Consider the following 14,294-nt stretch of genomic DNA (forward strand, 5'->3'; position numbering starts at 1 on the left):
CAATCTTATGTTAGCCTATCTCCTGCGGCTACTCATCCCTGATTCCCCATCCTTGATAAACTCCCTCTAGGCTTGGTTACCTTATTATTTTTTGCGTTCCTTCACATCAGCTTCAACTTCCTGTTTCCAATCCTCTGATATTGGTGCAGCTTGTTGCTTCGCTTCGACGGCTTTATTTACAGCGCGATACGCTTTATCGTACCCTTCACCGTCTTGTACATATCCCGTTGCATTCGAACTTTTAATACCAATATTTTCAGCTTCCGAAATCGCATCAATATTGGCACCTAAGAAAATAAAGTCCCATTTATCTTCTGTTTCTGCCGATTTAATCATGGCTTTAATTTTAGAAGATGAATATTTGCGGCTACTATTCTCTTGTCCGTCTGTAATAATGACAAAAAGAACATTATTGTTTTTGGTGATTTTTCTATTTTCACGCATTTTTTCGATGCCCTCACCAATAGCATCAAGTAATGCGGTATATCCACCAACAGAATAATCATTCAGCGTTAAGTTAGCCACTTTGCCAATTGGTTCACGATTATGCAATAAACTTGTTTTGTCATTAAATAAAATAGTCGTGATATAAGTTTTTGATTTTTTATCTTTGTTTTCAGCAAGTACGCTATTGTACCCACCAATAGTGTCTGACTCGAAACCAGACATCGAACCGCTTTTATCGAGAATAAAAACTAAATCTAATACTTCAGGATCTTGTTTCGTCTCAATCACAGTTTTACTGCTTGAAACCGAAGAAAACAGCAATAAAAATGCTGTTGATATGACGGTGAAAATTGATTGTTTAGATAGGTTCATCGCCGAGTTCCTTGGTGAGATTAATATGAGTATTGCCACACCAATGTCTCGTTTTATGACATTATTTCACATAAGATTACTCTGCTTGCTGAATAAGCATATTCTGAATTAAAAACAAACAAAATAGATTACCTTAAACACGCAAAATTAAGGTAATCAACGAGAAATATCTATAATAAACTTAATTATTGGATTTTACCCATATACCATTTCCTCTAAGCATATTAACTTCTTGAATAAAATCGTTATATTTTATATTTTCCTCAACTGTATTATTGGTGGCACTCACAGCATGCTTATCAACTAACTCAATCGTTGCCTGATGAAATTCTTTATTTAATTTTTTATGAATATCAACATCATCTGTATTTTTCAACTGTTCAGTAAGCGCAACAAGTTGTTGCGCTTTTAATTGTACATTTTTATCATTAAATACAACTTTCGGTATGTCATAATTAAAAACCATATTAATAGAATTAATACCTTCGTCACCGAGCGTAGCTGGCATTAAATTTTGGTCATATTCATTAGCCATATACTTAACCAATTCAAGTTGGTCAAAACATTTAGATTTAATATTACCATCTGAGTTATCATCATAAAGTGTAATTGAATCAGGAAAAGCTTCTCCTATTGGGTAACTACATCTAAATAAATTAGTATCAATGATTACTGCATTAGCACTGCGGATCGGTAAATCTAACTTATGACCATTAATAGTAATAGGGTAGCTTACAGGTTTAAAGCGGTCTGACTTTTCATCTACGGCATAAACCTCAGATAAGGTATAATAGATAAAATGATTTGGGTTAAGGATACCCCCAGAGTTATTTTCAAAAATCATAAACTCGGTCATTTCGCCTTTATCATTTTCTAAATGATGGACACCACTAGAGAGCATAATAACGCCACTTCCATTAGGTAAAATTTCATAGCGTTTCCCATCAACTTTAAACCAAATATTACTGGTACTTGGGTTGCTATAATAAAACTTACCTTTACTTCCAATGGCATCAAAATCGTCACAAGCTGAAAGTAGTAGCAACGAAACCGTTAAGCAGCTGAATCTCAGGAGTGTTTTCATTAAATATTCTCAATAGACTGAGCATTATAGTAATATATTTAAAATCAATTGGTTATATTTTATAATATTAAACATCTACTAAAATGCATTTTTATTCATCTATACGATTTAAATATAAATAGACAAAAATAACTTTACGTTAAATGCTTTAATCTTGAGTGTGTACTGAGTTATGTTTTTATAATAATAAATAGCGTTACACTCGATAAGAAAAAAGTGTAATAATTTCGTTACCCTCTCTTATCCTTTAATGCATTTAAAAGCACCTGAAAAATAGACTCTATCATTGGTGTCTCCGCTGCATTATTGCGAATTAACGCTACAGTTCGAGCAAGTTCAGGTTGTTGTAGTTGCAGTACTTTTAGTTCAGGGTCACGTAAATTGACAGTATACAGTTGAGGCAAAATCGCAATGGCTAATTTTGATCGTACCAAACCATACAGCGTTTCAATATAATCCACTTGATAGCGTGGATTTAGTTTCAATCGATGACTTTCAATTGTTGCAGTCACCAACCGCTGGATATTTCCTTTTGAAAAAACAGCGATATCACGACCATTAAGTAATTTCCAAGGTAAATGAAACTCATTACTAGCCAATACATCATCGGAATGAATTACCGCTACAAATGGGTCATCTTGTAGAGGGAAAATACGTAAGTCTTGTGGAACAAAGCTATCAATGACCCCTATCCCAAAATCTATTTCATGATTAACCAATTGGTTTACCAGCGAATCATTGGTTTGGTCATAAAATTCAATTTTTAACCTCGGAAAATGTTGGCTTAATAATTCAGGCACCGCAGGAAACAATAATGAACTCACTGAAGGAACAAGGCCAATCCGTAGTGTGCCATCGCCCCCCTCTTCGATAATTTTTTGAATTTCACTAAATGCGCGATGGGAAACACTCAATATCTGTTGAGCATGAGGCAAAATAGCAATCCCTAATTCTGTTAAAGAGACGGATGAAGCCGTTCGGTTGATCAATTTCCCGCCTAAAACAGACTCGATTTGCCGTATCGCGCTACTCAACGCAGGCTGACTGACAGATAAGCGGCTTGCCGTTTCTGTGAAATGACGTAACTTTGCCAACGTGACAAAATACTGAAGTTGCTTAAGCGTGAGCGCGGGCAAGCGTTGCCAAGGTTCAGTCATAGCGGCCTATTATTAAATTGATTAAATATTCCTGAAGTATTCATCGCATTATAACCTTTTCTTATGAACTGATAAATTTTATCATCTTGGCAAACGTTTGCGTTACTCATAAAGTAACTGTCATAAATTATAGGGATGGTGTCTTATGTGCAAAAAAGAGCAAAGTCGACGTCACGTCGTTCAGTCTGCAAAAGGGGATATTCCTTTTGACCTTTTACTGACCAATGCCAATATCATTGATATGGTCACGGGGGAAATTCGCCCCGCGGATATCGGGATCACGGGTAATCTTATCGCTAGCGTTCATCCAACAGGTACACGTACAGATGCAAAAGAGACTCATAATTTATCTGGCTATTTTATCTCTCCAGGGTTGATTGACACACACGTGCATTTAGAAAGTTCCCATTTGCCTCCTGTACGCTACGCAGAAATTGTCTTAACACAAGGCACGACAACCGTCTTTTGGGATCCCCATGAGCTTGCTAATGTATTAGGCCTTGACGGTGTACGTTATGCCATTGATGCTAGTCGAAATTTACCACTGGATGTCATGGTCGCCGCACCGTCTTCAGTGCCTTCCACTCCTGGATTAGAAATGTCAGGTGCCGATTTCGAAGGTGAAGAGATGTCGACTATGCTGAGCTGGCCAGAAGTCCACGGCGTCGCTGAAGTCATGGACATGTTTGGTGTGCTTCATGGCAGTGAACGCATGGAAGAAATCTTAGAAGCGGGATTACGCTCAGGGAAATTGATTGAAGGGCATGCCCGCGGGCTAAAAGGGGCGGATTTACAAGCCTATCTTGCAGCAGGTGTCACATCTGATCATGAGCTGACGTCAGCGGAAGATGCCCTCGAAAAATTACGCGCAGGGCTCACTCTCGAAATTCGCGGTTCACACCCTTACCTGTTACCCGACATTGTCACCACGTTGAAATCACTGCCCCATTTATCTTCACAAATTACCGTGTGCACGGATGATGTACCACCCGATATGTTATTGGAAAAAGGCGGTATTATTGCGCTACTTAACTTATTAATTGAACACGGAATGCCCGTGACTGATGCACTACGCTTTGCGACACTGAATGGCGCAATCCGTTTACAACGTAATGACTTAGGTTTAATTGCTGCAGGTCGAAAAGCCAACTTGGTGACTTTTGATTCACTACAAACATTAAAAGCCCATTCAGTGTATGTTGCAGGCCAAAAAATTGCCGAAAAGGGTAGGCTACTCACCTCTATCCATTCACCAAGTGATGTTTTACCTCCTCGTGAAACGATGCGACTTTCCCCGATTACTGCCGATGATTGCCAACTTAGAATTGATGGAGTCAATAACGGTACGGCGCGTTTACGCCATATTCAAGGCGCCCGTTTTACCCAATGGGGGGAAGTTGATGTAGAAATTAATGAGGGTGTTGTCCAGCTTCCTGATAATTTTAGCCTTATTAGAGTTCAACACCGCCATGCACGCCATGAATCAAAGCCCCAAATCGCGCTACTAGCAGGTTGGGGAGAGCTCCGCGGAGCCATAGCAACAAGTTACTCCCATGATTCCCATAACCTTGTTGCATTAGGCCGTGATCCACAAGATATGGCCATTGCATGTAACTTACTAATTGAAAGCGGCGGTGGTATGGCATTAGTGCAAAATGGCAAAGTCTTAGCCCATGTTGCGATGCCAATTGCGGGAATGTTATCAGACCTCCCAGCTCCTGAGCTTGCAGCACAATTTCGACAACTCCGTGATTTAAGCAGTGAAATTGCGGATTGGGAGCCACCTTACCGTGTATTTAAAGCGATTGAAGGCACTTGTCTTGCGTGTAATGCAGGGCCGCACTTAACCGATTTAGGGCTCACCGATGGCACAACGCGCCAAATTGTTGATGCAGTTATCCACCGTAATGAACATGCATAACGTAATTAAAATAATAAAAGGAGAGCCAACTCATGGCTGACAATTCAATTAATAAGCCAGTATCAGGGAATTGGCTTGAAAAACGCTTTGCCTTGCGTGAACGCGGCAGTTCAGTCAAAACGGAATGTTTAGCGGGGATCACAGGTTTTTTGGCTGCGGCTTACCTTCTTGTGGTGATCCCTGGGTTACTGGCTGCGGGCGGGATGGATAAAGGCGCTGCAACCACTGGCACTATTATTGTGTTCGTACTCGCGAGCTTATTAATGGCTTTTTATGCGAATTTACCTTTTATTGTCGGCCCTGGAATTGGCGGTTCAGTCTTAGTCGGGATCACCCTTGCTGGCAGTGAAGGCATTGATTGGCAAATCGGTTTAGGTATCGCTTGTTGGTCGGGTATTTTATTTTTCCTGCTCACTAAGTTTGGCTTGCGTGAGGTCGTGACGCGCTCTGTACCGCAATCCATAAAGCTTGGGCTTACCGCATCAATAGGCTTGTTTGTCGCGATATTAGGCTTTCGTAATGCAGGGTTAGTCCTTGCTAACCCAAAAACAAATGCACTGATGTTAGGGGATTTTTTGTCGCCTGGAGCCCTGGTTGCACTTGCAGGATTTTTTGTCGCCATAGCCTTGCAAGCTCGTAAAATTCCAGGCGGTATTTTGTGGGCCATCTTATTTGCCACCCTTTTAGGTATCCCTTTTGGTGTGACAAAACTACCTGAAAGCTTTATTGGCGTGCCACATTCTGTTGCCCCAGTATTAGGCCAAGTGGACTTAATTGGCGCCTTAAATATTGCCTTTTTACCGTTTTTATTTGTCTTTTTTGCCGCCGAATTCTTTTCCACAATGGGCACCACCTTAGCCGTCGGCGGGGAAGCAGGTTTATTAGATAAAGAAGGCAATATGCCTAATATTAACCGCCCGTTTATTGTGGACTCCATTGCGGCAGCATTAGGGCCATGGGTAGGAATTCCTGCAGCAACAGCATTAATTGAATCATCCGCTGCCGCAGAAGCGGGTGGCAAAACAGGGATGACTGCGCTGGCCGCTGCAATTATGTTTTTATTGATGCTACTATTTACCCCAATCGCATTAATGATCCCTGCGCAAGCCACTGCACCAGCCCTGATTTTAATCGGCTTAAATATGTTCAGCGGATTACGGAAAGTCGATTTAGCTAACTTTACCGACGGATTGCCTGTATTAATGATGGTAATGATTACGTTAATCGCCAATAGTTTCGGGACAGGCATTGCTGGTGGGCTGCTATTTTACATTTTAATTAAAGCCGTTGCAGGGCAATGGCGAGAAATTCCAATTAGTTTGTGGATACTTGCAGTTCCGTTAGTTTACTACTTCTCAACGCTCGTTAAACACTAATAAGCTGTGATATGAAAAAGCTGATTTGATTATCGGCTTTTTCAATTTTTTCGGGTTAATTTAAGACCGCATGGGCTTCAATTTCAATTAGCCACTCAGGTAATGAAAGTCCTGTAACAATAATCCAAGAAGAAGCGGGTGGTGCATCACCAAACTTTTCTTTTAATGCCTTAGCGATGTCTAATTGTTCTTCGTGGCTATTCGCCCCATCTTTAATGTAAATACGCAAAACAGTCACATTCGATAAGTTTCCCCCCACCTCACGCAGCACATGTTCGATATTTACCAGTGACTGAACAGTTTGTTCATAAATTCCCCCCGCCACTGTTTCTTGATTAGCGTTTACGCCCACTTGGCCTGATAAAAATAATTGGCGAGTTCCCGTTGTTTCTATTGCTTGGCTAAAACCATACTGCAAAGAATTAAAGACAGTTGTAGGGTTAATTGATTTTTTTTCCACGTTTTTGTTCCCTCGTTAATCAAACAGCAAAGCAGTATAAATCATGTATTTTTTAGATTCTTTAAACATCCAACAAACAGGGTTTTAATCGCACTTAAAGAGCACCAAAACACACATCGATTGAGCTCATCTAAGAACAAGTACGAATACATTCAGCTAAATAATCAACACACGGCTTAATGCCCTCTGTTTGGTCTGCCCAGTCAGTAGAAGCCCCCGTTAAATAGTCATTTTTGGCCATTATAATTATCGAGGATAACGCCGTAGGCATTAAATCTATTGCCCAATTGGCAGCCCCATCCTTTGAAATAAATAACCCTGTCTTCATGGTGTACCACATTCGCACAAGGGTGAGTAACACATTGCGTTCATCCCCCTTCAAAGATAACAGTAAGTTAGGAAGAGCATCTAATATCGCTTTTCGTATATCAGGCTGGCCTATCATGGGTAAACTGTGCATTTCCTTATGCCATAAAGCGACCGCATCTTGTGCAGCTTGCGCTAACATCAATGTAAATTCAGGGTCTTGGGTTTGCCCTTCAAATACCCCTTGTTCATACTCTGTGCGTAACCACTCCCCGTACATTAATTCACATTTTGCTGGGGAAGAAAGCATGTTTAATTCACTTGATAAAAACACGGCAACTTCAAGTGGTCGGCGCCCTTCTGGATCAATCGGGTATAAGCCAGAAATCGCCATTAGCCCTCGCACAAGCTGTTCACGGCATATCTCTGTCAGCGGCTTGTCAACCACAACAAGTAAATCAATATCACTCGTTGGTCTTAGGCCACCCGAAACAGCCGATCCATGCAGATAAACTGCAATTAATGAATCAGATAAATATTTTTGCAAAATAGCTAAAGCGAGCTTTGCTTGAGGATGGGGCGTCATAAATATCGAGTCCTGTCTAACTTTATTAAATAAACATCATAATTTATCGACTCTATCTATTCCTTGAATAAAACATAGATAAAAAAATAGCCCCTAACGAGGAGCTATCCAATAAAGTCACTAACATTAAATGAGTGGTGGAATTGAAGGCAAAATAGGGACTTCAATTACCGTCGGCCCATTACGCTTAAACGCCTCTTCACACGTTTTTTTCACATCCTCCACCGTTTCAGCTCTCACCGCAGTGCAACCATACCCCTTACCTAAAGCCACAATATCTAAGTTTGGAATATCAAGCCCTGGCACGCCTGGGGTCTCTTCCAATACCGCAAATGATTTTAAAATTGCATATTCATTGTTTTTCACAATGATAAACACAATTGGTAAATTCTGCTGCGCTGCACTCCATAAACCTTGAATAGAGTACTGCATGGAGCCATCTCCAATAATGGCCATCACTGGGCGATGACGCCCACTATCCCTTTCTGCTAATGCAATCCCCACACTTGCAGGTAAATTCCAACCTAATGAACCGCTTGCAAATGTATAAAATGAATCAGGGGATTCAATTGGCCATTCACGATGAAGCTCACCTAGGTTTGAAGGTGATTCTTCTACTAAGACAGTCTCTTTCGGTGAAACTTCCCTTAACGTGCGAAATAACTCTGTTGCACTCAATATTGAGCTCTGGCTCGTTTGTTCAGGTGCTGCTGGGTGCGGCGCCAAACCATGAGGCTGTTTCACCACACTGTTTGATGCAGCACGCGGTGCAACTAAGTTGATTAACCCTTCTAGAGCAAGCACCGCATCACTTAATAAGCTATCGCCAACAGGGGCTCTCCCAGCTTCTATGGGGTCATCCGTGATATGCAATAATCGCAACTTTTCAGGAATATAACTCCCTGCAACATAAGGGTAATATCTAAATACTGGCGCACCAATAACAATGGCTAAGTCATGTCCTTCCAGTTTTTCAGATAATGGTTTAGTCGCAAAAGGTAACCCGCCTGCATATAACGGGTGCGTCTCAGGGAATGGCGGGCGTTCAGAAGCAGGCGCCGCCCACACGGGGACATTTAATTTCTCTGCAAGCTTAATGCCGATATCCCACCCTTGCCCTCGAGCAATGGCGGAACCATAAATTAGCACGGGATTCTTTGCATTAGATAACGCAGTGGCAAACTCTTGTAATCGAACAGGATCATAACCAATACGCTGTGGCACTGAACGAACGACTGCCTCTTGTGCTAATGCAGGTTTGTCCCAATCATCCAGCGGGATTGACAAAAATACGGGCCCTGCAGGCGGTTGCAGCGCCATCGCATAAGCACGCATAAAAGCCGCGGGGACATCTTCTGCACGTACTGGCTGATAGCTCCATTTTACCCACGGTTTCGGTAAGGTTTCTGGCTCAATATTGGTAAGCCAAGGTTCCATTAATAACATTTCTCGCGTTTGGTTCCCCGCTGTAATGATTAATGGCGTGCGGTTCATATATGCCGTCAAAATATTACTCATGGCGTTGCTTAAACCTGCAGAAGTATGTACGTTGACCATTGCAACCTTACGCATTCCTTGAGCATAACCATCAGCGGCAGCGACAGCGGAGGCTTCTTGCAAGGTTTGGATATAACGAAAATCACTTGGGAAATCTTTCAAGAATGTTTCTTCTGTTGAACCTGGGTTCCCAAAAACGGTTGTAATATCCAACTTACGTAATAAATCAAAGGTGACTTGGCGGATCGTTTTTTGCATTTAAAACACTCCATAAAACAACATTAAAAACACCTAATAAAAAAGAAATTTTGAATTAAAGATATGCTTTTAGATTTGCACACCACTGCATGATTAAACAACCTAAATATAACCTAACCTATTGTAATTAGGCCATCATAGCAAACAATTGACTGACGAGATATCCGAGTAAATTTGACTTTTATATGGGTTTAAAACAATTTAAATAATAATAATCTTATAAAAACAATCTATTAATAAACAAGCCAAATTCGATGGCCTTAATAAGATGGTAAAATAAACCAAATATAAGCCTGAAACAAAATTATCAAATAACGTTTGTTTATTATATTTGTACTTATTCCATTTAAAAGTAACCATCCACAATTTATCATCGATAAAAGATTGATGTGTATTACTTAAAATCAAGAGGTTAATAAAATACCTGACACTTAATTGTCGATGGTTTTTTAGACGACACTTTCGACAAAATTTGTACAATGCATCAAAAATAGATTATGTGCCCCATATTCCACTCCTACCTGTCTATTTTCTTTTATGTTGTACATCACATTTCTTATAATTACTTATGCTGCATGGCGTTCAGGTACATCCGTTTAAATTTCATTGTTATATCGCCACCTTCAAATAAATAAGTTCTTTGGAAACCTGCTATTCACGCTACTTCTCGCGATTTTCGCTTAATAAATACCATATTTTCATCCTGCCTAATACACAGCCTAGAGTTAACTAAAGGTTATAGATACCCAAACAAAACTCATTGTTAAACAAAGGTTGCGCAAAGTAGCTTAATTTATCATTAATGTTAAATAACGATAAAAGAAGCTCTGGTAAGCTTATTTGAGGTAAAATAATGATTTTAGATGCCAGCTACACATTATTAGTCGCTTGTTTAGCGCTATTGATTGGGATGTTTGTTGTTAAATACACGCCCTTTTTACAGAAAAACCATATTCCTGAAGCCGTTGTTGGCGGTTTTATTGTGGCCATTATTTTATTGATTATCGATAAAACTGCAGGGTATTCTTTTACTTTCGATGCATCCTTACAAAGTATTCTGATGATCACCTTCTTCTCATCCATTGGGCTAAGTTCGGATTTTTCACGATTAATAAAAGGCGGCAAGCCACTGGTATTATTAACTATCGCCGTCACCATTTTAATTGCAATTCAAAATACTGTGGGTATGGGCATGGCTGTCATGCTAAATGAGAGCCCATTTATTGGCTTAATAGCGGGTTCAATCACCTTAACGGGTGGCCACGGAAATGCGGGGGCTTGGGGGCCAGTATTAGCCGATAAATATGGTGTTACAGGTGCCGTTGAATTAGCGATGGCATGTGCTACTTTAGGTTTAGTATTGGGTGGTTTAATTGGTGGTCCAGTAGCTCGCCATTTATTGAAAAAAGTGACAATCCCAAAAGCCACTGAATTAGAAAAAGAAACGATTGTTGAAGCATTTGAACAACCTAGCGTTAAACGTAAAATCAATGCCAACAATGTCATTGAAACTATCTCAATGCTGATTATCTGTATTGTTGTTGGTGGGTATATTAGTGCCTTATTCAAAGATACAGTTCTGCAATTACCGACCTTCGTTTGGTGTTTATTTGTCGGTATTATCATCCGAAATGTATTAACGCATGTATTTAAACATGAAGTGTTTGAGCCTACCGTTGATGTTCTTGGTAGCGTTGCCTTGTCATTATTCTTAGCGATGGCATTGATGTCTTTAAAATTCGGTCAATTAGCCAGCATGGCAGGCCCTGTTTTATTAATTATTGCTGTGCAAACTGTAGTTATGGTGCTGTTCGCCTGCTTTGTGACCTTTAAGATGATGGGCAAAGACTATGATGCGGTAGTGATTAGCGCGGGACATTGTGGATTCGGTATGGGGGCAACGCCTACTGCTATTGCAAATATGCAAACCGTCACAAAAGCATTTAGCCCGTCCCATAAAGCTTTCTTAGTCGTGCCAATGGTGGGGGCATTTATCGTGGATATTTCAAACAGTATCTTAATTAAAATATTCATCGAAATAGGTACCTATTTCGCCTAACCTACTTTATAAAGTGCCAGTTTATAACCAAAAGATATAGACTGGCATTTTCCTTTCTCGTTAAAGTATCTCCTTATGCAAAAAATTCTTTTCTCGTATCCCATCACAAAATGACGACCGCATCGGATTAAATAGGATTAATTCGGTAAAATACCTTGATAAACAAAAATGGTAGGTTTCATAGCATGAAATTACGGCATCTTGATATATTTTACGCAGTCATGACTTGTGGTTCTTTAACACGAGCGGCAGAAGTCCTTCATATTTCTCAACCCGCGGCGAGTAAAGCGTTAAAACATGCAGAACAGCAGCTTGGATTGGTTTTATTTCAACGAATTAGAGGAAAACTAATCCCTACAGATGAAGCGAATTTATTGTTTGAAGAGGCAAAAGAAGTTTATCAAAATTTAGATAAGCTCAGAATTTTAGCACAAAATTTATCCCGTAATCCGCAAGGTAAATTAGCTATCGGCTGTTTGCCAAGCCTAGGGTTAAACCTAGTACCCGAAGTCACCGCCCTGTTTATTAAAAAACATCCCAATATAAAACTCACGATTGGAACCCACCACACAACAGATATTCTGCAATTATTAACACAGCAAGATTTGGACATTGGTATTGGCTTTAATCTTGAAATCGAAGGGGGGATTACTGTGCTGCCAATTGCTGATGTTCCCTTAGTCTATGTTGACAGTCAGCCACCATTACACACCCCCGTTTCCTTAGTTGATATTGACCAAGAACGTTGGATCCATCCTGGCTCTGATTCATTGTCTCAGCTTTTACAAAAGCGTCATCAATTCGCTGAATCAAATATCAGCGTACACACTTACCATATGGCTGCCGAGTTTGTTCAAGCAGGGTTAGGTTGCAGCATTACGGATATTTTCTCAGCAGAACACACACTACCAGAATCGATGATCTATCCGTTAAAAGAAGGACTGCGATTAGCGGTTTCTGTTTTCCACCGTGCAGATAAACCATTAACCAAAGCCGCACAAAATTACGTCAATACATTAGCGTTAACTCTCGAAAAAAGGAATAAAGTCGTTAACCAAAAGTTATACTCTGGTAATGAAAACTCAATTGTTTAGTTAGCCTATTCGCCGTTAAATATTCATTCCTACATTATTATAGGTTGTGGAATATTATGGCTAAACATGTGGTGATTATTGGAGCGGGTGTGATTGGGTTAAGCACCGCATACGCGTTAATTAAAGCGGGTCAAACCGTCACCTTGCTTGAATCTGATTCAGATGTCGGAATGCAAACCAGCTTTGCTAACGGTGGGCAGCTGAGTTACCGCTATGTTTCGCCACTTGCCGATTCTGGCGTTCCCTTACAAGGGCTGCGCTGGATGGGGAAAAACGACTCCCCGTTGAATCTGAAAATAACCCCATCAATTCAGCAATGGTCATGGTTAGCGCAATTTACCCTAGCGTGTAACCGTAAAACCAATAAAATCAATGGTGCACATATTCTGCGCTTATCACTATTAAGCCAAAACATAATGAATATGTGGCGGAAAAATGGTGATATCGCTGACTTTGCTTGGGAAAAATCAGGGAAATTAATTATTCATCGCGATAAAAAAAGCTTTCAAAAAGCGTGTGAAACGGCTGATAGTCAATTTCAAAAAATCTTAACGCCCGCTGAAATTACTGAGTTAGAACCCTCTCTAAAACATATCCAATCACAGCTCGTTGGCGCAATTTATGCCCCTGATGATGAAAGTGCCGATTGTTATTTATTTTGCAAAAACGTGCTGCAATATTTAAACACGCAGCCACAGTTTACTCTCTGCTTGCAACGTAGTGTCAAATCCTTTACCCAACACAATAATTGCATTACTGGAATAGTCACTCACCAGGGAAATATTCAGGCTGATGAGGTTATTGTTTGTGCTGGCAACGGCAGCCGAGAATTACTTAAACCGCTGGGAATTGATGTCCCTATGTTAGGCTTAAAAGGTTATAGTCTTAGCGTTGAATACCCACAAGCTGAGCATTGTGTCCCTAAGATGAATGTGACTGATTATGGTAATAAAATTGTTTATGCCAAATTGAATGACCAACTGCGCATCGCTGCCATGGTCGATATTGGTTATGATGATTCAGGGCTGCGCGATAACCGCGTGAATGCCTTAAAGGACATTGTGAAAAAAACGTTTCCACATTTACCTAAAGTGGATGATGCCCCTGCATGGTATGGGTTACGGCCATCAACACCAAAGGGCCCTCCACTATTAGGAAAAACTACCTATAAAAACCTTTGGTTAAATATTGGCCATGGTAGTTTAGGGTTTACTCTAGCTGCGGGCAGTGCAGAAATATTAAGTCAATTGATTACGACAAAAACATCCCCCATTTCTCTTGCAGGATTAACGAGGTAAATATGAGTATTAAACGAAATAATCCAAAGCCACGCCTAGCAGACAGTGTTGAGTTTGGTGGCCTTGTGTACTTATCTGGCCAAGTTCCTAGCGATTTAACGGGTGACATTACACAACAGACTCAAGACGTTCTTGATAAAATTGATGCATTATTAGCAGCAAGTCAAAGCGATAAAACGTGCATTTTATCCGCTCAAGTTTGGATTAAAAATATGCATCGGGACTTTGCTGCATTTAATGCGGTTTGGGAAAGCTGGATGCCTGTTGAGCACAGCCCAGCACGAGCAGCTGTTGAAGCGAATATGGCGCGGGAACAAGTACTTGTAGAAATCATGGTGACTGCTGTACAACGATAACATCAGATATCATTAAAGACAGG

General features: G+C 40.5%; 12 protein-coding genes. 6 read left to right on the forward strand and 6 right to left on the reverse strand.

Features of this window, described 5'->3' with window-relative positions; all coding sequences use genetic code 11:
* Positions 1-84 precede the first annotated feature (84 nt).
* The 3 genes from PR808_RS13755 to PR808_RS13765 all read right to left on the reverse strand — a co-directional run bounded on the left by PR808_RS13755 (position 85) and on the right by PR808_RS13765 (position 3,060).
* Positions 85-819 (reverse strand): vWA domain-containing protein, encoded by a 735-nt coding sequence (locus tag PR808_RS13755; RefSeq protein ID WP_272539493.1) that lies wholly within the window; start codon positions 817-819, stop codon positions 85-87.
* A 181-nt stretch (positions 820-1,000) separates the two neighbouring features.
* A complete protein-coding gene (locus PR808_RS13760; protein WP_272539494.1) occupies positions 1,001-1,903 on the reverse strand; it encodes a hypothetical protein in 903 nt (300 codons plus the stop codon).
* A 230-nt stretch (positions 1,904-2,133) separates the two neighbouring features.
* Positions 2,134-3,060, reverse strand: coding sequence for a LysR family transcriptional regulator (locus PR808_RS13765; RefSeq protein WP_225819553.1), 927 nt, complete (start codon positions 3,058-3,060; stop codon positions 2,134-2,136).
* A 145-nt stretch (positions 3,061-3,205) separates the two neighbouring features.
* Between PR808_RS13765 and PR808_RS13770 the strand changes: the two genes are divergently transcribed.
* Complete coding sequence (locus PR808_RS13770; RefSeq protein ID WP_272539495.1) at positions 3,206-4,981, forward strand: adenine deaminase; 1,776 nt, start codon at positions 3,206-3,208, stop codon at positions 4,979-4,981.
* A 32-nt stretch (positions 4,982-5,013) separates the two neighbouring features.
* Positions 5,014-6,357 (forward strand): NCS2 family permease, encoded by a 1,344-nt coding sequence (locus PR808_RS13775; RefSeq protein ID WP_206086836.1) that lies wholly within the window; start codon positions 5,014-5,016, stop codon positions 6,355-6,357.
* A 55-nt stretch (positions 6,358-6,412) separates the two neighbouring features.
* Here PR808_RS13775 and PR808_RS13780 read toward each other — a convergent pair whose 3' ends face one another.
* The 3 genes from PR808_RS13780 to mdlC all read right to left on the reverse strand — a co-directional run bounded on the left by PR808_RS13780 (position 6,413) and on the right by mdlC (position 9,464).
* The gene (locus PR808_RS13780) at positions 6,413-6,817 is read right to left on the reverse strand and encodes a RidA family protein (protein WP_206086837.1); all 405 of its coding nucleotides are present in this window, start codon (positions 6,815-6,817) and stop codon (positions 6,413-6,415) included.
* A 130-nt stretch (positions 6,818-6,947) separates the two neighbouring features.
* Positions 6,948-7,709, reverse strand: a complete 762-nt coding sequence (locus PR808_RS13785; protein ID WP_206086838.1) for an aminoglycoside adenylyltransferase family protein — start codon at positions 7,707-7,709, stop codon at positions 6,948-6,950.
* Positions 7,710-7,835: 126 nt separating this feature from the next.
* Positions 7,836-9,464, reverse strand: a complete 1,629-nt coding sequence (gene mdlC, locus PR808_RS13790) for a benzoylformate decarboxylase (protein WP_206086839.1) — start codon at positions 9,462-9,464, stop codon at positions 7,836-7,838.
* Positions 9,465-10,317: 853 nt separating this feature from the next.
* On the opposite strand from mdlC, the gene gltS reads away from it, so the two are divergent.
* From gltS to PR808_RS13810, 4 genes are all read left to right on the forward strand, one after another.
* Complete coding sequence (gene gltS, locus PR808_RS13795) at positions 10,318-11,523, forward strand: sodium/glutamate symporter (RefSeq protein WP_206086840.1); 1,206 nt, start codon at positions 10,318-10,320, stop codon at positions 11,521-11,523.
* 185 nt (positions 11,524-11,708) lie between these two features.
* A complete protein-coding gene (locus PR808_RS13800; RefSeq protein WP_272539496.1) occupies positions 11,709-12,617 on the forward strand; it encodes a LysR family transcriptional regulator in 909 nt (302 codons plus the stop codon).
* A gap of 56 nt (positions 12,618-12,673) precedes the next feature.
* Positions 12,674-13,915: a D-amino acid dehydrogenase gene (locus PR808_RS13805; protein ID WP_272539497.1), complete on the forward strand. Its 1,242-nt coding sequence runs from the start codon at positions 12,674-12,676 to the stop codon at positions 13,913-13,915.
* Between the two features lie 2 nt (positions 13,916-13,917).
* Positions 13,918-14,271: a RidA family protein gene (locus tag PR808_RS13810; protein ID WP_206086844.1), complete on the forward strand. Its 354-nt coding sequence runs from the start codon at positions 13,918-13,920 to the stop codon at positions 14,269-14,271.
* Positions 14,272-14,294: the final 23 nt, after the last annotated feature.

Origin of the sequence: Providencia sp. PROV197 (assembly GCF_028479625.1) — a bacterium.
GTDB classification, from domain to species: domain Bacteria; phylum Pseudomonadota; class Gammaproteobacteria; order Enterobacterales; family Enterobacteriaceae; genus Providencia; species Providencia vermicola.